The sequence below is a fragment of the Paraburkholderia sp. HD33-4 genome (assembly GCF_021390635.1).
Lineage (GTDB): Bacteria > Pseudomonadota > Gammaproteobacteria > Burkholderiales > Burkholderiaceae > Paraburkholderia.
This window is the reverse complement of sequence record NZ_JAJEJS010000003.1, coordinates 942,428-963,542: the sequence shown is the minus strand read 5'-3', so window position 1 is coordinate 963,542 and position 21,115 is coordinate 942,428. Positions and strand designations below refer to the sequence as shown.

The following is a 21,115-nucleotide window of genomic DNA, read 5'->3' as shown; positions in this document are numbered from 1 at the left end:
AGTCATCAACAGGCGGAAGGTTCCAATGTCAGCTCTCGCAGGAAAGATCGCCGTCATTAGCGGCGCAACGACCGGTATCGGCCTGGCGATCGCCCAGCGGTTCGTCGCCGAAGGCGCTCACGTGTTTATCTTCGGCCGTCGGCAAGGCCAGCTCGACGAGGCCGTCGATCTGATCGGACGCAACGTTACGGCTATCCAGGCCGACGCCGCGAATCTCGATGACCTCGACCGTGTCGCCGCGGCAGTCAGGGACGAAAAGGGTGTCGTCGACATCGTCGTGTCGAACGCGGGCTATACCGAGCAGGCCTCGATCGACACCATCACGCCCGAGCATTTCGACAAGGCATTCAATCTGATGGCGCGCGGCCCTGTATTCCTGGTGCAGAAGCTGCTGCCGATGATGACAGGTGGTGGATCGATCATCCTGGTTTCGTCGGCCATGCACGCGATGGGCATCCCAGGGCACACCGCTTACGCGGCGACCAAGGCCGCGTTGCGTTCGTATGCCCGCACCTGGGCCGCCGAATTCAAGGATCGCGGCATCCGCGTCAACATGCTCAGCCCTGGTGTCACCGACACCCCGATCCTCGATTCCCAGTCAGCGTCACGCGAGGATCTGGTGAGCATGTACAAGAGCATGGTCCCGCTCGGTCGGCTCGCGCGGGCCGACGAGATGGCCAGCGCGGCGCTCTTTCTTGCCTCCGGGCAGAGCTCATATATGACGGGCGCGGATTTGATGAATGACGGTGGTATCGGCCAGGTCTGAGGTGTGAGGCCCGAGGATCGCCGTTCGCTGCGCGCACATCTGGATCGGACATCAAGAGTAATGCACGATGAACTGTTCAACTCTCAGCCCCGGAAAAGTTGCAGCGGCACTCGCCCGCCAGCTCGCCGGCAGCAGTATGGCTATTGGTGTTGCGAACCCGCATAGCCATGAGTCGATGGAGGTGATGGCGAAGCAACTCGGTGCGCAGATTGCGGCCATGAGTTTGCAGGATGCGCCGACCACGGAGGTCATGATCCTCGCCGTACCGCTTCGCGCACACGCCGCCATTGGCGAACAGCTATCTGATTGAGACCGGAGGGTCGTTGTCGACGCGATCGACAACGACGACATCTCGCCGGATGAGCTGATGGGGCTTCTGAATACCGCGAGGTGACGCGCGCGGCGATGCTTATTGGCTTGTCTGCCACGACCGGGCGGTTTAACCAAACTATCGCATCCACAGGTTGAATCCGCCGTTGTTTCCGGCCTTCCCAAGGACCAGGAATTGCTGCGAATTTACTGCCTTCGGCGGTATCGGGTACATTAACCGCGGCATCGAGACTATCCGGACCCCGACGTCCGCCAGTTACCTGCCTGGCGTCTAAATGGAGGCAAAAAACGATGACACGAGTTCGCGTTCAGGGCTTCACCATCTCGCTCGACGGATACGGAGCAGGTCCGAATCAAGACATCGACAATCCGCTCGGCGTCGGCGGGACGGAACTGCACCAGTGGCTAGTCCCAACACGCACGTTCCAGCAGGCCTTGTTCGGCAATGACGGCGGTACGACCGGGGTCGACGACGATTTCGCCGCCCGTGGCTTTCAGAATGTCGGGGCCTGGATTCTCGGGAGGAACATGTTCGGACCCATTCGTGGGGACTGGCCGGACACGAACTGGAAAGGCTGGTGGGGAGACAATCCGCCGTACCACGTTCCGGTCTTCATCTTGACCCATCATGCGCGTCCCCCCATCGAGATGGAAGGCGGCACAACGTTCCACTTCATAACGGGCGGCATTCGCGAGGCGCTCGACCGTGCGCGCGAGGCCGCTGCCGGAATGGACGTGCGGATCGGCGGTGGACCGGACACGATCCGGCAGTATCTTCGTGAAGGCCTGATTGATGAACTGCACATTGCTATCTCGCCGGTCCTGCTCGGCCGCGGAGAATCGCTGTTCGAAGGGGTCGACTTGCGGGCTCTGGGATACGAATGCGTTGAATTCGTAGCGTCGCAGAAGGCGACGCATATCGTCCTGCGGCGCCAAGGGCACAGCGCCGCGTAACTACCCGTTGAAGGCCGACGTCCGGAATTGCCGAGGCCTTGGCTCGCACATGAATGCGTACTGCCGCCCATGAGCGTTCTCCCGCAGACCTGGTCGAGCCGATCCTCCAAGGACGGCACCACTCAATCAGCGGCCGTTCCCGCCATCACAGAGCGAGCCCCTGGTTGCGTATTCGGGAAAGCAACCTCGACTGCTGAACCGGTCACGAATGTTTCCGCACGCTTTCTACCGCTTCGTTGCGAACGTCCCGAGCATCGACAATCAGCTTATACGCGGCGAAGTACTTGTAGATATTGCGTACGTAGGTCGTCGTCTCGATACCGATCTTGTCGGCCACGACGATCTCCACATTGTTGAACCACGTTCACGATGCGGCAGGAACGCTATCAGTTGCAACCGTGACTATTCGCGGTCCGATAACAGGTTGTCCCGCCCGGGCCCTTGGCCACGCCTTTGCCATTCGCCGTCTTTGCCTCCCCACCGCGATTGGTCTGGGTCGTGTGCACCCCATTCTGGTTCGTTTGGGATTGCCAGGCCGTGCCGGTATTCTTGTTATAGCCGCCGGCTGTCTGCCCATTGCCGCACACCGTCTCACCGCGGGCATTTTTCGCGCACTCTGCAAACGCGTTCGTAGAGAGGATGACGCATGCCAGTATCACCAGGGTCTTCATGTCGCGCTCCTGAATATACTTCGTGTCAGTCGATGACTGTTGCTCGTAGTGACTCAACCCTGAGCCCGACCGAGGCGCTCTCCTCGACGTGCGCACACGGCCCATTTAGTAGGAGTATGGAAGCAGAAACATGACTCGTACACGATGGGGACACCTTTTTTCCACCTTCACCTCGGCAACACACCATTTTTGTCGAGCATCCGATCGGCACCTATAATCCAGCCAGCGAGAAGGTCGTAGTCTCCCCGCTTCGCATACCCAAACGGTGCGGGACATCAAGCGCAGTTAGCTAACGATGGTCTTAATTACTGTAGCGATTACTTGCATTTCTCTTTTGTCCAGGCAAACCGGTCACCGGACAATTAGCCGCGGTCAGCGCCTCTTGAACGCTACAATCCGAACCTGTCGTTTCTCGAGTTTTGAAATGCATTCGCACTGGAGGGATCTCCATGCTTTCCCAGCTTATTAGTCGCTCTTCGGTCAGAAGGGCGTGCGCGATGTGCGTTGCTGTATTCGGCTTGTACGCATTGCTGCCCGTTTGCAAGGCGGCGGACACTTCGGCCCCGGACGCGCAGGCGAGTGTGCCCAGCGGGGCTTCAGTCGACAGCGAAAGCGGCACGGTCAGTTACATCGACCAGAAGAACGCAATCGTCGTCGTCGACGTTCCGGGACGGGAGAGTCTGAGCTTCAACGCGAAGGATCACAAGGATGTGCTCAGCTGGCTTCAGGTGGGCGACAAGGTCACGACGCACTATGTCGAACCCTACGTCACTGGACTGACGCTTGCGGCGGGTACGCCTGTGACGCACCTGAACCGTACGGTGAAGGTGACCCAGTTTTCACCTGAAAAGAAAGAAGAAGGTTTTCAGGCTGTTGGAACCTTTGAAGGCGTTGTCGAAGTAACAGGCATCAATAGGAAACTGGGTCTGCTGACATTTGCCGACAAATCCGGAGTGGCTCGTTCGGTCAAGGTCAATCGCCCCGATCTGGTCGACACGATGTATTCGCTCCCGCGCCGTAGCCATGTGCGCATCACGTATGAAACTACCTCGACGGTCATTGTGCAGCGCTAGCGCGGGCTGACCACGATTGGAAGGCCCGAGCAACGATCAACAACTGCTCGCCTTCACGGCCGGGTGTTGCTACGTTCAGCGGCCGGTCAGCGAGACGTCGTTTGCAACAGGTCGCGCGCGGTGCTGAGCATGCCGTCGGCGATTTTTCCGGAATCGACCTTGTAGCTACCGTCACGCAGCGCGGCCTTGATCGACTCGACCTTCGCCGTGTCGATATCGGAATCGCTCGACGTGCGCAGCGCGGACATGGACGAGAGACTAATCGTCGGATTCTGCGCGCCGGCAGCGCTGCCTTGTTGCGCGGACTCGACGGCATCGTTCGCATCGCTGCTGATCATTGCGCGTTGCGCAGCGTTCTGCGGAGTCGCGAGCGGGTAATTGGCGGATTCGATCTTCATGGTGTGTGTTCCCCACTTGTTGAGTCCTTTAACGGTTCAGCGTTTGAAATCTTCACCCTGCCGTGGCAAGCGCAACCCTGTCCGCGTTTCGCCGTGAGCCGCTAAGCCTTGCGGGGCGGGCATTCTAGCCATCCGTAGCAAATTGCAACAAAGTGTGAGCTACACCACATAGCGGCTATAAACCGATCCAGCCGAAGCTGAGAATCCGGCGGCCGCGACCGACCGGCGGCATCATCGCCGGTCTCCGAGCGAGTTCCACATTGTCGGCGCGACGTCACCTCCTGGCCGGCTAGAGCCTGTAATATGGGAACGCTCTGTCACTACTTTGCTGACGCGCTCCGAACCAAATGCGCAGCTATGCTTGACAGTACGACGCCGCATCCCCATTTGCCTCTCGTGAACAAACGTACCCGCCGCCCGCCGCAGCCTCAATGGCCTTTTCCGCCACGTCGCGATGTGGCTGGCCGCTCCTTTGGGGATCTCGTCGCGCTTCGATATTGCGGCGCACAGGTGTGGCTCTGGCAATGCCGGTGCGGCGGCCAGGTGACTGCTGCCTTGAAGGCGGTGGAGAGCGGTGAAGTGCGTGACTGCGGCTGCCGTGAGCAGCGTCGCGTGTGGCGGTCGCGCCCCGGCTCGCCGGCGCTGAAGAGCGGCGAGGTTTTCGGCCAGCTGACGACCGAGCGGTACGCCGGCGATGGATTGTGGGTTTGCCGGTGCGACTGCGGTGGCGAGGTGACAGTGAGCGCCGGACGCCTGCGAATGGGCAAGGCGCGCTCGTGCGGCAATTGCGTCCTCGCTTCGACCGACCAGGCGGCGTAGGCCTCCTCGCTTGACCACGGCCCCTTCCCTGCAACGTCGGACAGCCGCTTTACGTCTGTCGGCAGGGTTGCCATTGAGCGCTTCCTGCGACCCGCACGCTATCAATGATTCCCGGACGACCTGCTGCCGGAAACCTTGCGAATAGCAGCATTGTGCCCATTGCGGCGCGAAGATCTGAAGGCTGAATTCAGCCCTTCCTACGCGCAGGAGCGCGCGGCGCGACGGGACGCAGTGAAGAACGGTAAGTCTGCGTGACTCTCACGCGCCCGGTGGCTGATGCCACTCGCTTGACCAGAACAAGTCCCGCGAGGTTCATTCGCCGTTCTGGGCCGACTTGATCAGGTTGTTCCGCAACGCCACGACCGACGTCTGAATTTTCGCGAACTCGTCGGGCGCCAAGCCCGTCTGGACGGGGTTCATTTTCAGGGCTTTTTCGCGCAGCCGCCGGCCGCTCTTCGTGAGACTGATCCGCACCTGGCGCTCATCACCGGGATCGCGTTGCCTTTCCAGATAACCCATCGCCTCGAGCTTCTTCAGCATTGGCGTCAACGTGTTGGATTCGAGAAACAGCTTTGCGCCAAGACCGCTGACGGTCTGGTTGTCTTCCTCCCACAACGCAACGATCGCGATGTATTGCGGGTAGGTCAGTCCGAGTTCCTCGAGTATCGGCTTGTATGCCTTGCCAAACGCGAGGTTCGCGGAGTAGACCGCAAAGCACAGGTAGTCGGAAAGCATCAGGTTTTCGGGTGCCAGTTGATCCCTGGATTTCATGTGTATCCTCCTTGGCTGGAGCCGGGCGTTTCACGAGAATATAGATCGCATACGATTGTATCGCACCATCACCTACATCGCATCGCTGCCTTGCAGGGTACAACTCCTTGTGAATTTCACCAGGCCCGCCCATCCAGTACGGCATCGTAGAACCGCTTTGCTTTTTTCAGGTCGTCGGTGCCGGCCGCGACATGACTGAACATTGCGTCTTTCTCAGTGAACGGATCCTCGATTCTCCCGGTGCTGTGGCCGGCGCGCACGAGCAACCAAAATGCGCGACGGCCCAGCGCCGGAGGAGTGCACGACTTAGTGGTGTGCGAAGAGGTTATCGCGCCGCGTCACGGCGACATGGCTCCCCGCTTCCGACAGTCCCGAGACCGCACCGCCATAAGCCTTTTCCGCGCTGGTTGCGTCTTCGCGCTCGGCGGCGACGGTACGCAGGCTCTGCCCGCTTTGCGATGACGGTGCGCCGATCGACGGCTTGTAGAAAGGCGCCGGTCCGTAGCCGCTGGCGAACGCGGGTGCGGTGACGGATGCGGAAACTGCGACGAGCAATGCAACGATGAGTTTGGTCTTCATGATGGAGATTCCCTAAAGAAAGTTCATTGACGGGCACGTGCTCCAGCGGGAGCACGTGCCCTGGCGGATCACGCCGTGACGATGCTGGTGCTGATCTCGATGTTGCCGCGCACAGCCTTCGAGTACGGGCAGATCTGATGGGCCCGGTGAGCGATTTTCTCGACGACCTCCTGTTCCACACCCGGCACGCGAATCTCGAACTCGGCGCCGAGGAACCACGCGGCACCGGTCTGGCCGATGTTCACCCGGATGTCCACGGAGTAGTCGCGCGGCAGCGTGACCTGCTCCAGTTCGGCCGCCATGCCGAATACGGTGGTGTAACAGGCCGACCACGCGCCGGCAAACAGCTGCTCGGCCCTCGGGTGCGGCTCGGTACCGATGTAATCGAGGTTCTCAACGCCGGGCGCGGTCAGCTTGAGGTCATAGACGCCGTACTCGCCGCGCTGGGCAGCAGGGTCGCGATTGACCGTGGCGTGGGAGTTGCCTGCAGCGAGGACTTTTTCGATCTTTTCCATGATGGATTCCTGTGTAGAGGGAAATCAGAGAGATTTAAATCTTGCGCGATTACATCGCATACGACTTATAAATCACACCGTGACGACCTTCAGGCCGACCTCGATGTTGCCGTGCACGGCCTTCGAGTACGGGCAGATCTGATGGGCGAGCTTCGCGAGGGCCTCGACGACTTCCGGTTCCAGCCCCGGTGCGCGGACGGTGAACTGAGCGCCGAGGGAAAACCCGTTGCCGACCGTGCCGATACTGACCTGGATGTCCACGGAGTAGTCGGACGGCAGCGTGACCTTCCTCATCGAGGCCGCAATCTCGAATGCGCTGATATAACAGGCCGACCACGCGCCCGAGAACAGCTGCTCGGCGCGCGGGTGCAGCGCGGTGGCGATGAAATCGTGGCGTTCACCGTTGGGCGCCGAGAGTTCGAGGTCGAGCACGCCGTGCTCGCCGCGCCGGACATCGGGGTCGTGATTGATCGTGGCGTGGGAGTTGCCTGAGAAGAGGACTTGATCGATCCGGGTCATGATGGATTCCTGTGTCAATGAGGGGGGTCAAGCGTCTTATATCGCATGCGATGTAATCGCTTGCGTCGAATAATGGACAAAGATGCGCCCGATGTCAATCGCAAAAGATTTAATCGCATCCGTCATATCGATAGGAGGAACGAAAATCGCGCTGCGCACAGCAGGGTGTCGCCTGCCCGATGCGCCGCGCCCCGCGCACGCAAACGCCGCTGCCGGGCGCGTCGGGGCCCCTCGCCCTTCGGCCAGGCAAGGCAAGGCGACGACGGGCGGCGTTGTGACCTGTCAGATCCGCCATGAAATTGACAGTGGAGCCGCGCGGCACTTGAAACTATGATTTTCATAATTAAATGCTGCGCCGCGGTGCGACTCGACGGCAGGTCCACACCGAAAGTTGCCGGATGGGCACCGGGGACCTTCCGGCCGATGCCGTTGCAGGTGGCTTTCGTTAGAATCTGGTTTCGATTGTCTTATTAGTCAATAACCGGAGACGAACGTGCCAGGCTTACTTCCCGATGTCGACCGCGAGGGGCTCCTCGAATATTCAGTCGTGTACACCGACCGATCAATCAATCACATGTCGCAGCTCTTTCAAGGAGTCGTACGCGATATTTCCGGCGCCCTGAAAAAGGTCTACAACGCGCAGTCGGTCGTGATCGTCCCGGGCAGCGGGACTTTCGGCATGGAGGCCGTCGCCCGCCAGTTCGCGACGAACAGAAAGTGTCTGGTCATCCGCAATGGCTGGTTCAGTTTCCGCTGGTCGCAGATTTTCGACATGGGCGGGATTCCGTCCGAAACGACCGTGTTGAAGGCGCGTCCGGTCGAACCGGGAAGGCAGGCCGCCTACGCGCCACCTCCGATCGAAGAAGTAGTCGCTGCAATCAAGGAAAACAAGCCGGATCTGGTGTTTGCGCCGCATGTCGAAACCGCATCCGGGATGATGCTGCCCGATGCTTATTTGCGCGCAGTGTCCGACGCCGTGCATGCCGTCGGCGGCATGTTCGTGCTGGATTGCATCGCCTCCGGCACGATCTGGGTGGATATGCAGGCCAGCGGCATCGATATCCTGATCAGCGCACCGCAAAAGGGCTGGAGCGCGTCACCCTGCTGCGCCCTGGTCATGCTCAGCCCCCTCGCCCGCGAACGGATCGACGCAACCACCAGCACCAGTTTCGCCTGCGATCTGCGCAAATGGCTGGAGATCATGACAGCCTACGAGAACGGCGGGTTCGCATACCACGCTACGATGCCCACGGACAGTCTCGCGACGCTGCGCGACGTCATCAAGGAAACCGACGCATATGGCTTCGACAAAGTGAGAGCGGAGCAGCTCGAACTCGGCAAGCGCATTCGCGCACTGCTGAGTGACAAAGGTTTCAGAAGCGTTGCTGCCGAAGGTTTCGAGGCTCCGGGCGTCGTGGTCTGCTATACGGACGATGACGGCATAAGGTCCGGCAAGAAATTCGCGGATGCCGGCTTGCAGATCGCAGCCGGCGTTCCCCTTCAATGCGACGAGCCTGCGGACTTCAAGACCTTCCGCATCGGACTATTCGGCCTGGACAAACTGCATGACGTCGAAGGCGCGGTCGCCAGGTTCGCCAAGGCGTTGGACGGTATTCTTTAGAGCGCTTTCACGAAACACGTGCGCATGGCTTCGCCCTCGCCACCGCATTGGCGCGAGGACTCCGGAATCTCCCGGAATAGCTATGCGCACGCTTGAGCCGCAGCCGACGATCACCGATCCCAGTATTTGCGCAGGCTGAGGTAGCTTCACTGACACTGCCGTTGCCTCGAGCGCAATCCGCCCCGTCGCGGGGCTTGCGTGCGGCGCGCCGCACCGCTCGATCCATGTCAACCGGCGCGTGAGCCGCGAGTTCCAGCCGGGGCTTACGAGATGCGGCGTGCTCTTCGGCGTGAGCTGAACGGGAAAATGTTCGTTCGGCCCGGATCAAGCGACCTACACTGCAATTCAACGAATGCAAAAGTCGCCAGCCCGGGCTGGGCCTGGACGATCGCATTCCGATTTCGCTTTGATCGAGCGGAGTCCGTACATGCTCCCCTTTCTGTCTGGAGGCGGTCATGAAAAAGGAGAGGAAGACAGCACGGCAAATTCTGTCCGGGAACCCTCGGGAGGTTATTTCGGTCGGCCCCGACGACACCGTGCTTAGCGCGCTGCATCTGATGGCCGACAAGGATGTGACGACCGTGCTGGTGCTGCAGGGCAGCAATCTGGTTGGCGTGCTGTCTCAGCGCGACTACGCCCGCAAGGTCGAGGTGCTTGGCCGCAACGCCGCCGAGACCAGGGTTGGCGACATCATGACCACCCAGGTGCTTTACGTGACGCCCGAACATACCTGCGATCAATGCCTCGCGTCGATGCACACCAGGCGGATCCGGCACCTACCCGTTCTCGAATCAGGGCGCGTCATCGGCGTGCTGTCCAACAGCGACGTGCTGGAGGAACTGCTGCAGGAGGACGAACATTTCATCAGGGTCCTCGAAGACGACATGCTCCATCTGACCATTGATACCGGCGGCGCCTACTAGACAGTCGCGCTCGAATCAGGCGAGGTGAAACGTGAACACGCAATCAACCGCGGGTGCGCCTTCACCGGCCATCCTCTCCCGCTCGTCCGGCAAACTGGCGTCGGCACGCGATGCCGTGCGCCTGATCCGCGAGGGCGATACGGTCGCGACAGGCGGCTTCGTCGGCATCGGCTTCGCGGAAGATATCGCGATTGCCATCGAGGAACTCTGTACCGCGCGTGACGAGGATACGTTGGTCGCCCTCCCCAAGCCCAGCAACCTCACGCTGGTCTATGCGGCGGGCCAGGGAGACGGCAAGGAACGGGGACTGAACCATCTGGCGATGCCAGGGCTCGTCAGGCGCGTGATCGGCGGACACTGGGGCCTCGTGCCGAAGCTACAGCAGCTCGCGGTGGATAACCAGATCGAAGCCTACAATCTGCCGCAAGGCGTGATCAGCCAACTGTTTCGCGACATCGCGGCCGGCAAGCCCGGCCATCTTTCGCGAGTCGGCCTCGGCACCTTCGTCGATCCGCGTTTCGGTGGCGGCAAGCTGAACGAACGCACCACCGAGAACCTGGTCGAGTTGATGCGGATCGGCGACGAGGAATATCTGTTCTACAAGGCCTTCCCGATCAACGTCGCGATCGTGCGCGGCACCACCGCCGACCCGGACGGCAACGTGACGATGGAGCGCGAAGCCCTGACACTGGAGGCTCTCGCGATCGCCATGGCCGCGCACAACTGCCACGGTCTGGTGATCGTCCAGGTGGAGCGTATCGCTGAGAGCGGCTCGCTGAATCCGCGACAGGTGAAGATCCCCGGCGTCCTGGTCGATTGCGTCGTGCTGGCGCCGCCCGAGAACCACCAGCAGACCTTTGCCACACCATACAGTCCGGCGTTCGCCGGCGAAATTCGGGTCCCCGCGAGCAGTGTGGCGCCGATGCCGATGAGTGAGCGCAAGGTGATCGCTCGGCGCGCGGCAATGGAACTGCAGCCAAACAGCGTGGTGAACCTCGGGATCGGCATGCCCGAGGGCATCGCCAGCGTCGCCAACGAGGAAAGGATCCTCGACCTGCTGACGCTGACCACCGAGCCCGGCGTGATCGGCGGGATTCCAGCGGGAGGCTTGAACTTCGGCGCGGCGACCAATGCACAGGCGATCATCGATCAGCCCGCCCAGTTCGATTTCTATGACGGCGGCGGGCTCGACATCGCCTTTCTTGGCCTCGCGCAGGCCGACCGCATGGGCAACCTCAATGTGTCGCGATTCGGGCCGCGCCTGGCCGGTGCCGGAGGCTTCATCAACATCAGCCAGAACGCGAGGAAAGTCGTGTTCGTCGGCACTTTCATGGCGGGCCAGAGCCAGATTGCGGTCGTCGACGGCAAGCTGCGTATCCACCGTGACGGCACGGCCAGGAAGTTCGTCGAAGAAGTCGAGCATCGCACGTTTTCCGGCCCGTATGCGGCCGCAAAGGGCCACCCGGTCATCTACATCACCGAGCGTTGCGTGTTCGAGCTCGGCGCCGATGGTATGGAACTCATCGAGATTGCACCTGGCGTCGATCTGGAGCGCGACATTCTGGCCAAGATGGATTTCACACCGATCCTTCGTTCGCCGACGCCGATGCAGATGGACGAGCGGATTTTCCTGCCTGAACCGATGGGCCTGCGCTCGAACGTTTTGCGACTGCCGCTGGAAGCACGCTTTATCTACGACGACGACAAGAACATCATATTTCTCAATTTCTCGCGTCTCGAGGTAAAGCGTCCGGACGATATCGCGGCGATCCGCGCTCAGGTATGCCGCGTCTGCGAACCGCTGGACCACAAGGTCTATGCGGTGGTGAACTACGAGGGTTTCGTATTGGACCCCGCGCTGGAGGACGCGTATGTCGAAATGGTCGAGGATATGGTGCAGCGCTACTATCTCGGCGTAACGCGCTTCACGACCAGCGCTTTCATGCGCGCCAAGCTGGGCGGCGCACTGACGCGGCGCGGGCTCTCGCCTTATGTTTATGAAACGGAGGCGGAAGCGCAGGCCTACCTGCGCGAACAGTCGCCAGACCGGTAAGCTCTCCGGGGAGGAACGCGTTGATACCGATTTCAATGCAAGTTTGAAATATCGGTATTACAGCAGGTTATTAAGCGACCGACTTCAATCGCCGTCGACCGGCGCAAAGCCCCGCGCGGCGGGCCTTTCAGGCTTGCCACGCGGCGCGCGTCCCGGACTTGCCGCCGAGCGGCGCGAACCTCTGCAGCGGCGGCCGCAACGCGACATTTCGGTATACTTCGACGCTCTCCCAAAACAACTATTCGCGGTCCTCCTCCCGCGCAGCGACCGCCGTTTCACAGGCGTGCCGTCCTAGCGCGACAAGCGCGTCCGCCCCACACATCATGTCCGATCTGTCCTCGTCGTTCGGCGCGCCCCGCCGTGTCGTCAATATCAATCCGAAGCCGCTCAGCGTCGCGCTCGCGCTCGTCGTGATCGGCGCGATCTATCTCGCGCAGACCGTCAGCGTCAAACAGGCCGCGCTGTACGTGCTCGGCGCGCTGCTCGGCGTCACGCTCTATCACGCCGCGTTCGGCTTCACGTCCGCGTGGCGCGTGTTCATCGCCGACGGCCGCGGCGCCGGCCTGCGCGCGCAGATGCTGATGCTCGCGATCGGCGTGCTGCTGTTCTTCCCCGCGCTTTCCGCCGGCACGCTGTTCGGTCATCCGGTCGTCGGCGAAGTGTCGCCCGTCGGCACGTCGGTCGTGGTCGGCGCGTTCATGTTCGGCATCGGCATGCAGCTCGGCGGCGGCTGCGCCTCCGGCACGCTGTACACGGTCGGCGGCGGCAGCACGCGGATGGTGGTCACGCTGATCGCGTTCGTCATCGGCTCGGTGATCGGCACCGCGCATATGCCGTTCTGGTCCGCAATGCCGCATCTGCCGCCGATCTCGCTCGTGAAGACGCTCGGCGTCGGCCCGGGGATCGCGCTGAACCTCGTGGTGTTCGCGGCGATCGCCGCGCTGACCGTGCTGATCGAAAAGCGCCGTCACGGCCGACTCATCAACGACGTGGATCGCGTACCGAACGCTTCGCCGTGGCTGCATGGCCCGTGGCCGCTATTCGCCGGCGCTATCGTGCTCGCGATCCTCAACTTCGTGACGCTCGCGCTGTCGGGCCATCCGTGGGGCATCACGTCGGCGTTCGCGCTGTGGGGCGCCAAGACGTTCACGGCATTGGGTATCGACGTCGCGAACTGGCCGGTGTGGAGCACCGGCCCGAACGCGGCCGCCCTCGCCGCACCGATCAGCCACGACGTGAAGTCGGTGATGGACATCGGCATCGTGATCGGCGCGATGGTCGCCGCTGCGCTCGCCGGCCGCTTCGCGCCGGTGTGGCGTCTGCCGCTGCGCTCGCTGATCGCGGCAATCGTCGGCGGCCTGATTCTCGGCTACGGCGCGCGCCTCGCGTACGGCTGCAATATCGGCGCGTACTTCAGCGGCATCGTGTCGGGCAGCCTGCACGGCTGGCTGTGGCTCGTCGCGGCATTTTTCGGCAACGTGGTCGGCACGAAGCTGCGTCCGCTGTTCGGCCTCGCGGTCGAGCGAGTCAAGCCGACGGGCTGCTGATCGGACGGCCCCGGCCGCAGATCGGGCCGGGGCTGCCGGTAATCGGGCTGAAGCGAGCCACGCCTCGCAACGGAATCGACTCTCCTACTTCGCGCCCGTCTGAAGCCGTCGCGCGAGTTCGCCAGCTATCTGTTCCGCGCTGTTTTTGACCGCCGTCTTTTGATCGCGCCCGGACAGCACGACCTTCGCGGCGATCACGTACGGATTGAGCTTGATGACCGCGCCCGGCATATCCCTGCTCGCCCCCTCTTCAACCGATTCATAGAGCGGCGGCAACTCCGGCGTCGCCAGGTTATCGCACGACACCGCGACCTGAAACTGGCTTTGGCCCGCGCCCATCCCCACCATCGCGCGACGCAGCCGGTTGCCTTCATCGACACTGAGAAACACTCCGCGCACCTGCCAGCCAGCGTGCGGCAGCGGCTCACCCGGCGTGACGCGGCGCGCGTCTACCCCGGCCTTCCTGAGATCGTCCGTCAGCGATTTCGCCATCAGCGCAACGATGTCTCGCGCCCGCGCCTGCGGATCCTGCTGCTGGCGCAGCGGACCTTCAGGCACCAGGCTGCCCAGGATGCCTCGCGTGCGGTGACCCGGTCCGTTGTCAGGGGTGACATTTGCCGCGTCGAGATCGAAATCGGAGACATAGACGACCGGCGGCGCGGCGGCAACCGCGGGCGCCGCCGACGAATCCGCTGCCAGACACCCTTGCGCGCCGCCACACACATACGTCGCCAGACAGACCATTCGCATCCATCGAAAAACCATTGCGCACCTCCGCGCTGATCGCACTCTCCGCTTCGTACCGATTGCATGGCAGCGACGAAATACGGCATTCAGATCACGGGCCGTTCACTCATCTTAGGTGTTTCAGAAGCGCCCCCGTGGTTCGATCGTCCACGTTGCGACCAGATAGTCTGGATGACGATAGCAAGCATCAGATTGCACTGCCCGCCAACGCACACATCAGTGCGGCATCCTGACCTGGAAATCCTATACTGGGTCGGTGTGGTGGCCGGCGCCGCGCGTCGTCTGCGCATGCTTTTGCGCGAGTCCAATCGTCGGACATGACGCCTCTGACCCGATGAACCGTGCGCTACGTCATCTGCCTGTTAGAACGGAAGAAGAAGCCATGCTGACGATCGACGACATCCGCGCCGTGCCGCTGTTCTCGGCCCTCCCCGACACCGAACTGGAAAATCTCGCGCACGCGGCCGCCGACCTGCATCTGTGCGCGGGCGAGTTCGCGGTCCATGAAGGCGGAGAGCGCGCGTTATACGCCGTGCTCTCGGGCAAGATGGAAGTCATCAAGACGTTCGACGGCATCGAGCGAACCTTGGGCTGGCGTCTGCCCGGCACGATCTTCGGCGAAGTGCCGCTGGCACTGAGCTCGCCGTTTCCGGGCGCGTATCGGGCGGCCGAGCCTTCGCGCGTGATGCGTGTCGATGCGCCGCAATACTATGCGCTCGCGGCGGCGTCGCCCGACGTGGCGTTCAAAATGGGGGCGCTCGCGCGCGAACGCATCGGCGGGCTGCAAAGCCTTTCCGCCGAGCCGCCGAAGGCGCGCGTGATGATCGTCGGCAATCGTTGGGACGATGCGTGCACGCTGTTGCGCCAGTTTCTCGCGCGCAATCAGATCAGCGTCGATTGGCTGGCGCCGGATGCGCCCGAACTGGCCGCGCGCTGGCCCGGCACATGTCCGACGGAAGGCGAGTGCCCCGCGTTGCGCCTCGTCGACGGCACCGTGCTGAGCCGGCCCGCAACCCGCGAGCTGGCGGGACTGCTCGGCCTGCAGACGCAGCCGCGTCTGGCCGGATACGACACGGCGATCATCGGCGGCGGGCCTGCGGGGCTAGCCGCCGCGGTGTACGGCGCGTCGGAAGGTCTGCGCACGCTGGTGCTCGAGCGCGAGGCGCCGGGCGGTCAGGCGGGCACGTCCTCGCGCATCGAAAATTATCTCGGCTTTCCCAATGGCGTTTCCGGCGACGAACTCGCGAGCCGCGCGCTGCAACAGGCACGGCGGCTCGGCGCGGAAATCCTGGTGACGCGCTCGGTCGAGCGCATCGATGTGCAGGCGCGGCAGATTCATCTCGACGGCGGCGACGCCGTGCACGCCCGAACCATCATTCTCGCGACGGGCGTCACGTGGCGGCGGCTTGCCATCGACGGCTTCGACCGCTTTATCGGCAAGGGGATTTACTACGGCGCGGCGCGCAGCGAAGCGAGCGCGACGCACGGCCTCGACGTGCATCTGATCGGCGGCGGCAATTCGGCCGGTCAGGCGGCGTTGTTCTTCGCCAATCATGCGCGCAGCGTGACGCTCGTCGTGCGTGGCGATTCGCTCGAAAGGGGCATGTCGCGCTATCTCGTCGAACAGCTTGCGGGCAAGTCGAATGTCGCGGTGCGGCTGCGCTCGGAAGTGGTCGGCGCCCATGGCGATACGCATCTGGCTGCCATCGACGTTCGCGATTCGACCCGCGACGAAGTGAGCCGGCACGACTGCGGCGGTCTGTTCGTCTTCATCGGAGCGGATGCGCAGACGGAGTGGCTGCCGCCCGAAATCGCGCGCGATGTGCGCGGCTATGTGCTGACTGGCGATGACGTCGTCAAGGCCGGACGCTGGTCGCATCAGCGCGATCCTTATCTGCTCGAATCGAGCGTACCTGGCGTATTCGCGTGCGGAGATGTGAGGCTGAGCCCCGTGAAGCGCGTTGCGTCGGCCGTCGGCGAGGGCAGCATGGCGATTGCTTTCGCGCACAGGTATTTACAGGCGGACGGTGCGTGAGTTCGTCGCGCGGACGTTATGTATTTGCAGGTAGCGCGACACGTTCCAATACGGTCATCGGACCGAGCCTTTCGATCAGATCCAGTTGGGCCGCGTCGCGCACGAACAGCGAACCCGCAAAGCCGAGCGCGTTCACCGACACGCCTTCGACACGCTCTTGAGATCTCGGCACGAGCAACATCCAGCGCCGTGTGACCAGCAGGTTATAGGGCGCCGCATGGCACCATGCACGATCGATTTCGAGCGCGCCGATACCCGCCGCTTCGAGCAGCGTGCGATAGCGGGAAAGCGCCAGCTTCGGTGCATCCACGCGAGTCAATTCGTCCGCGTCGAAGCGGGTGAACGCATGCCGAAACGGCAAACCCGGCAAGCCCTTCTGCGCACTGAGCAAAGGCTCCATAGGCACGGGCGGACCGCTTTCCCCGAGCGGCAGCGGCACGATCTGCAGATGCTTGTGCGGCTGGCTCGCGCCCGCCTCCGTGCCTCCGTTGTAAAAGCCGATGCCGTCGAACTCGGCCATGCACACGAGCAGCGCCTCGAAATCGGCAAGATCGAGCAGCGCTTGCTGCGGTGCGAATTCGCGCGTGACGATCAGCAGATGATGATCGATCACGTTGAACTTGTTCAGCAACGCGAGATGCGTGTCCGAGATATCGGCGACGAACAGATCCGGCTCGTAGGGAAGAAAGGGGTTCGCTGGTGGGCGCTTTGCCGTCTGAAGCTTTCGCGCCTGCTTGAGCTGCTGTTCCTTGTGGGTCAGGCTCGACACCTGCCGCACGAGAAAGCGGATGCCGCCGCTGTCGAGCTCGGACTGCTGCGTGTCGATCGGTTGCAGCGCGCCGCGACTCAGCGCGTATTCGGTCTGTCGCAGCATGGCGGGCCACAGCGTGCCCGGTATGAGGCGTCGTTGTCGTTCCATGGGATGTCGGCAGGCGTTGCGGCGCGCGTGAAGCGAGAGAAAGCGCAGCCGCTACAGCTTGTACCCTATCGTGCGCAAAAGATCCTTGCGCCATTGAACGTCTTCCGCGCTTTCGATGCCGACTGGCGAAAAGCCATCGATCACGCCGACGATGCCGCGCCCCTGGTCCGTTTCAGCGATCAGCACTTCGACGGGATTCGCCGTCGCGCAGAAGATCCGGCAGACCTCGGGCACGGCCTTGATCGTGTTCAGCACGTTGACGGGGAAAAAGCCGTCGCCCAGAAACACGAAGAAGCTATGGCCCGCACCGACGTTGGTGGCGTTCTGGCAAGCCATCTCGACGAGGCTCTCGTCCGTGCCGGAGCGCCGCACGAGGCGCTTGCCGGAGGCCTCGCAGAACGCGAGGCCGAACTTGATGCCGGGCACCGTGCCGACCATCGCTTCGTGAATATCCTCGACGGATTTGATGAAGTGGCTCTGCCCGAGAATGAAGTTGGTCGCTTCGGGCTTGACGACCTTGACGGCGGACAATTGCATGGTGGACCTCGCTCCATTGCGGCAACACGCCGATGAAAACACGTCGAAGACCGCCCAACGCGACTGCGGATGGTTCGCGCGTCAACCGGTCTTCGTCGATCCGGCTTCTAGCCTAGTACTAAATCGAGCCTCCGGCGAACGACGCCAGCAATTCCGATGTCCGGAGCCCGTCGCCTTGCAAAAATGAAAAGATCGAGTGCCGTGCCGCAGCCGCCGGCCTTCGAAGCACGGCGGCGAGCGCACATCACATGGATCGTTGCGGCTCTATCCTGAAGCAACGTTCGGGTCTATAACGAGAAGTGATCGCCTGATCGGTTCAATGGCGGATCGTGCAACATCGGGAGGCCGAAGGCGCGACATCGCAATCAACAGGCGACTGGCAATCGGCCGGATTTGCACCCGCCCCGAAGCCGCTGCCGGGTAGCAACAGACCAAGGTGAAACAGGCAGAGGAAGCCTGAGTTATGGCGGCATTGATCGACCAGAAGCCGATTCGACCGGATAGCGTTTTGACCCGCTTTAAACCCCGTCACGCCGCGGCAGTCTCTCCGAGTCAACAAGGTCAAGCGCCGGTTTACGCCCCCGACCGAGTGTGCAAGTATCTTCACCAAGCCGCATCCCGCACACTCTTGCGAGGTTCACGATGGCCTGGAAACTTTGGAAGACCGAGAAGCAGTACGACGAGACGCGAAGCTGGCCGAGCGGTACGCATCAGTCGTTGAAGCAGCTTCTGGATATGTACCTGGGCAGCGACTCGCCACCGTTCGCGAGCTGGGCCGCGCCTGGCATTACGTTTTCGCCCGATGTCGAAACGCTCGCCCGAAACGGTGTCCGGGGCTATCAGCTTGCCCTCTGGTTTTGGCTTTTCGCCGAGAAGCACGGCACCATCGCGGCAAAAATGGCGCGTGAATCCTTGTGCCTGCTCGCCGACGCGATGCAACCGTCGTCCGGCGACCAGATCGACTCGCTCCTCGACCTCGCGAACCGCCTCGCGCATTCCGTCGAAACCCTTTCAGCTCAACAGCGCACTTTCCGACTGGAGAGTCTGTCCGTCGAGCTACCCATGGACTTTTTCCTCGCTACCGCGTTCCTGCGGCTCGCACCGGACTCTCCTTATGCCGGGAGCGAAGGCACCAACCTGCAAGGCAATGACTTCAAACTGGCCGACTGTTTTCGCCATGCGACCGAGGAGGGACTGGCGGTATTCCGGCCCATGATCGACGCGGTCGAGTTCGACGCGAAATCGCTGCCCGAGTGGAAATGGAGCGCCCATCCCGGCGCTGCGGAGCGACACCTGCAACGCCGCCACAAGAATCCGCTTTTCGCCCTTCATCGCCAGATGGTGACGGCTCACGAGGTCTTTGAGGCACGACTTGCCGATGCGCGGGCCAGCGAGGAGATCAGGAACGAGCTCAATGAGACCAGCCGGTCGTTCTCCGAGACGACCGAATTGCCGTTGAACTGGCAGCCCTTCCTCGAAGGATACCGGGACCACGTGGACAGGCTCGATGAACGGCGGCTCGTAGCCGGCGGACAAAGCACGTCGCTCGGAAATGCAATTGCAGAGTTGCGCGCCGACATACTCGCGACCTGGCGCGCTTCGATTCACAAGAATCGGCACAGTCTCGCGACCTTGGAGCAGGATGAAGCGAAACGTTCCGAGCGACGGACGTTGCTGTATGGATGCGACTGGACGGCCCAGCTTTTGAGCCACGGGTCCCTGATTCCGCCAGAAGAGGTCGTTCCCTCCCTGCTGAGCGAGTCCCCCTCCGAGCTGGAAAAGGCGGTGACGGGCCTGCGCAGCGAACCGCGACTGCATGAGACGCTGGCGCAGTGTTGTGCAACTGCGCATCGGCTCGTGAACGAGCTTCGCGCGGCGGGTCATCAACTTCCCGATATCGACGACAAGCTTCGCATTCTGGATGGTGCGCCCGGCCAGTTGCCGGACTGATCGTCTTCCAGGTGATGCCACGCACGATCACAAAGGCCACTTATGAACTCTTCCTCTCCCGACCCGCTCGATATCGCGACCGAGGCGGCGTCTGCGCTTTCAGAGTACCTGGAGCTTTCGCTGGACAAAGGAAAGAGCCTGATTCTGGTGCTCTCTCAAGGCGAAAACAGCGAAATCTACCTCGGTAACCCCGGCGAGCCAGATGCGGACTGGACGAGCTACGCGACCATTCCGAACACGATCGTCCACGCGCTTCTGGAGGCCACCCGGTCGGGATTCAATCAATTGGTCATTGAAGGGCAAGCCTACCGCTTCTCCCGGACCTTCGCGCAAGTCGACGAGCATGGAGCTGTCGTCTTCACCCCTGCGTAGACGTCGGAGTCAATCGCGGTTGAGAGCTCGAGCAAGGGTTTCGTCGACGGCTATCCGGCGGGTCGCATGGCTGCCTCGACGGAAGGATGGCGGGTGAACGGGCGTTCGTGAACTCACCCGGCGGCCCATGGTCCTATGGCTACACGTGAGCCGTCAAGTCCCATCATGGATGATCGTAGCGATTTCCTTGTGCGCAACATGTCGTCCGGCGAGGTCGAGCTGGCGGTCGAATGGGCTGCGGCGGAGGGGTGGAACCCAGGCCTCCACGATGCGCGATGCTTCTGGAATGCAGACCCCAATGGCTTTTTCGTCGGTACCTGGCGCGCGGAGCCGGTGGCATGCATCTCGGCGGTCGCCTACGACGAGCGCTTCGGTTTCATCGGCCTCTACATCGTCAAGCCGGCGTTTCGCGCAAGGGGGTTCGGTCTGCGCACCTGGCAGCTCGCGATGCGCTACCTGGGAGATCGTACGATCGGGCTGGACGGTGTCGTTGCCCAGCAGCAGAACTATAAAAAATCCGGCTTCCAGTTCGCGTATCGCAACATCCGCTTCCAGGGCGTCGTGCGAGCTGCGTCGACGCCCAATCTGACAAACGCGCGGGACGTACCTTTCGCGCAACTGGTTGCCTACGACAGCGGATGTTTTTCGACCGCCCGTTCCGGCTTTCTGGCGGACTGGATCGCGCAGCCACAGGCGCTGTCTCTGGCGTATGTGCGCGACGCTCAGATCAGAGGGTACGGCGTGCTGCGCCGTTGCAGGACCGGCTACAAGATCGGTCCGCTGTTTGCCGACGACGCACGGATCGCCAACGATCTGTTCGACGGACTGGTCGCGAGCGTCGCAGGCGAAGTCGTCGCATTCGACGTCCCTGAGATCAACTCCGCTGCCGTAGCGCTCGCTGAACGCTACGGCATGGTGAGCGCGTTCGAAACGGCGCGGATGTACACCCGCGCCGCGCCGGCCATTCCCGTGCAACGCGTGTTCGGGGTGAGCTCGTTCGAACTGGGTTGACTGCG

General features: G+C 62.2%; 21 protein-coding genes and 1 pseudogene. 12 read left to right on the top strand and 10 right to left on the bottom strand.

Going from position 1 to position 21,115, the window contains the following annotated elements; all coding sequences use genetic code 11:
- Positions 1–25 precede the first annotated feature (25 nt).
- The 3 genes from L0U84_RS38945 to L0U84_RS38935 all read left to right on the top strand — a co-directional run bounded on the left by L0U84_RS38945 (position 26) and on the right by L0U84_RS38935 (position 2,050).
- A complete protein-coding gene (locus tag L0U84_RS38945; protein ID WP_233858817.1) occupies positions 26–766 on the top strand; it encodes an SDR family NAD(P)-dependent oxidoreductase in 741 nt (246 codons plus the stop codon).
- A gap of 67 nt (positions 767–833) precedes the next feature.
- Positions 834–1,076 carry an NAD(P)-binding domain-containing protein gene (locus tag L0U84_RS38940; RefSeq protein ID WP_233858815.1) on the top strand — a complete coding sequence of 81 codons (243 nt, stop codon included), beginning with the start codon at positions 834–836 and terminating at the stop codon, positions 1,074–1,076.
- A 311-nt stretch (positions 1,077–1,387) separates the two neighbouring features.
- On the top strand, positions 1,388–2,050 hold the full coding sequence (locus L0U84_RS38935; protein ID WP_233858813.1) for a dihydrofolate reductase family protein: 663 nt from the start codon (positions 1,388–1,390) through the stop codon (positions 2,048–2,050).
- Between the two features lie 202 nt (positions 2,051–2,252).
- Here the strand turns inward: L0U84_RS38935 and L0U84_RS38930 are convergent.
- Together L0U84_RS38930 and L0U84_RS38925 are read right to left on the bottom strand one after the other, a co-directional pair.
- A pseudogene (locus L0U84_RS38930) lies at positions 2,253–2,411 on the bottom strand (lytic transglycosylase F); the annotation flags it as partial.
- 25 nt (positions 2,412–2,436) lie between these two features.
- Positions 2,437–2,721, bottom strand: a complete 285-nt coding sequence (locus L0U84_RS38925; RefSeq protein WP_233858811.1) for a hypothetical protein — start codon at positions 2,719–2,721, stop codon at positions 2,437–2,439.
- Between the two features lie 449 nt (positions 2,722–3,170).
- Here L0U84_RS38925 and L0U84_RS38920 point away from each other — a divergent pair, with 449 nt between their 5' ends.
- Positions 3,171–3,794 (top strand): hypothetical protein, encoded by a 624-nt coding sequence (locus L0U84_RS38920; protein WP_233858809.1) that lies wholly within the window; start codon positions 3,171–3,173, stop codon positions 3,792–3,794.
- An 86-nt stretch (positions 3,795–3,880) separates the two neighbouring features.
- Here L0U84_RS38920 and flgM read toward each other — a convergent pair whose 3' ends face one another.
- From flgM to L0U84_RS38895, 5 genes are all read right to left on the bottom strand, one after another.
- Positions 3,881–4,192, bottom strand: coding sequence for a flagellar biosynthesis anti-sigma factor FlgM (gene flgM, locus L0U84_RS38915; protein WP_233858807.1), 312 nt, complete (start codon positions 4,190–4,192; stop codon positions 3,881–3,883).
- A 1,131-nt stretch (positions 4,193–5,323) separates the two neighbouring features.
- Entirely contained in the window at positions 5,324–5,782 is a 459-nt protein-coding gene (locus tag L0U84_RS38910) for a MarR family winged helix-turn-helix transcriptional regulator (RefSeq protein ID WP_233858790.1), read from the bottom strand.
- 306 nt (positions 5,783–6,088) lie between these two features.
- Positions 6,089–6,361, bottom strand: a complete 273-nt coding sequence (locus tag L0U84_RS38905) for a hypothetical protein (RefSeq protein ID WP_233858788.1) — start codon at positions 6,359–6,361, stop codon at positions 6,089–6,091.
- 68 nt (positions 6,362–6,429) lie between these two features.
- The gene (locus tag L0U84_RS38900; RefSeq protein ID WP_233858786.1) at positions 6,430–6,876 is read right to left on the bottom strand and encodes an Ohr family peroxiredoxin; all 447 of its coding nucleotides are present in this window, start codon (positions 6,874–6,876) and stop codon (positions 6,430–6,432) included.
- 72 nt (positions 6,877–6,948) lie between these two features.
- The gene (locus L0U84_RS38895) at positions 6,949–7,395 is read right to left on the bottom strand and encodes an Ohr family peroxiredoxin (protein ID WP_233858784.1); all 447 of its coding nucleotides are present in this window, start codon (positions 7,393–7,395) and stop codon (positions 6,949–6,951) included.
- 493 nt (positions 7,396–7,888) lie between these two features.
- Between L0U84_RS38895 and L0U84_RS38890 the strand changes: the two genes are divergently transcribed.
- From L0U84_RS38890 to L0U84_RS38875, 4 genes are all read left to right on the top strand, one after another.
- A complete protein-coding gene (locus tag L0U84_RS38890) occupies positions 7,889–9,016 on the top strand; it encodes an aminotransferase class V-fold PLP-dependent enzyme (protein ID WP_233858782.1) in 1,128 nt (375 codons plus the stop codon).
- 455 nt (positions 9,017–9,471) lie between these two features.
- On the top strand, positions 9,472–9,939 hold the full coding sequence (locus tag L0U84_RS38885; RefSeq protein WP_233858780.1) for a CBS domain-containing protein: 468 nt from the start codon (positions 9,472–9,474) through the stop codon (positions 9,937–9,939).
- A 31-nt stretch (positions 9,940–9,970) separates the two neighbouring features.
- Positions 9,971–11,992 carry an acyl CoA:acetate/3-ketoacid CoA transferase gene (locus L0U84_RS38880; protein ID WP_233858778.1) on the top strand — a complete coding sequence of 674 codons (2,022 nt, stop codon included), beginning with the start codon at positions 9,971–9,973 and terminating at the stop codon, positions 11,990–11,992.
- Between the two features lie 323 nt (positions 11,993–12,315).
- Positions 12,316–13,539 carry a YeeE/YedE family protein gene (locus L0U84_RS38875; protein ID WP_233858776.1) on the top strand — a complete coding sequence of 408 codons (1,224 nt, stop codon included), beginning with the start codon at positions 12,316–12,318 and terminating at the stop codon, positions 13,537–13,539.
- An 84-nt stretch (positions 13,540–13,623) separates the two neighbouring features.
- On the opposite strand, the gene L0U84_RS38870 is transcribed toward L0U84_RS38875, so the two are convergent.
- Entirely contained in the window at positions 13,624–14,304 is a 681-nt protein-coding gene (locus L0U84_RS38870; RefSeq protein WP_233858774.1) for a DUF4410 domain-containing protein, read from the bottom strand.
- Between the two features lie 364 nt (positions 14,305–14,668).
- Between L0U84_RS38870 and L0U84_RS38865 the strand changes: the two genes are divergently transcribed.
- Positions 14,669–16,321: an FAD-dependent oxidoreductase gene (locus L0U84_RS38865; RefSeq protein ID WP_233858772.1), complete on the top strand. Its 1,653-nt coding sequence runs from the start codon at positions 14,669–14,671 to the stop codon at positions 16,319–16,321.
- A gap of 16 nt (positions 16,322–16,337) precedes the next feature.
- Here the strand turns inward: L0U84_RS38865 and L0U84_RS38860 are convergent, their stop codons facing one another.
- Together L0U84_RS38860 and L0U84_RS38855 are read right to left on the bottom strand one after the other, a co-directional pair.
- A complete protein-coding gene (locus L0U84_RS38860) occupies positions 16,338–17,240 on the bottom strand; it encodes an ATP adenylyltransferase family protein (protein ID WP_233858770.1) in 903 nt (300 codons plus the stop codon).
- Between the two features lie 51 nt (positions 17,241–17,291).
- Positions 17,292–17,777, bottom strand: a complete 486-nt coding sequence (locus L0U84_RS38855) for an adenosine-specific kinase (RefSeq protein ID WP_233858768.1) — start codon at positions 17,775–17,777, stop codon at positions 17,292–17,294.
- Between the two features lie 642 nt (positions 17,778–18,419).
- On the opposite strand from L0U84_RS38855, the gene L0U84_RS38850 reads away from it, so the two are divergent.
- The 3 genes from L0U84_RS38850 (at position 18,420) to L0U84_RS38840 (ending at position 21,110) form a co-directional block, all read left to right on the top strand.
- Entirely contained in the window at positions 18,420–19,727 is a 1,308-nt protein-coding gene (locus L0U84_RS38850; RefSeq protein ID WP_233858766.1) for a tryptophan leader peptide, read from the top strand.
- 42 nt (positions 19,728–19,769) lie between these two features.
- The gene (locus L0U84_RS38845) at positions 19,770–20,099 is read left to right on the top strand and encodes a hypothetical protein (RefSeq protein WP_233858764.1); all 330 of its coding nucleotides are present in this window, start codon (positions 19,770–19,772) and stop codon (positions 20,097–20,099) included.
- 165 nt (positions 20,100–20,264) lie between these two features.
- Positions 20,265–21,110 (top strand): GNAT family N-acetyltransferase, encoded by an 846-nt coding sequence (locus tag L0U84_RS38840; RefSeq protein WP_233858762.1) that lies wholly within the window; start codon positions 20,265–20,267, stop codon positions 21,108–21,110.
- Positions 21,111–21,115 lie beyond the last annotated feature (5 nt).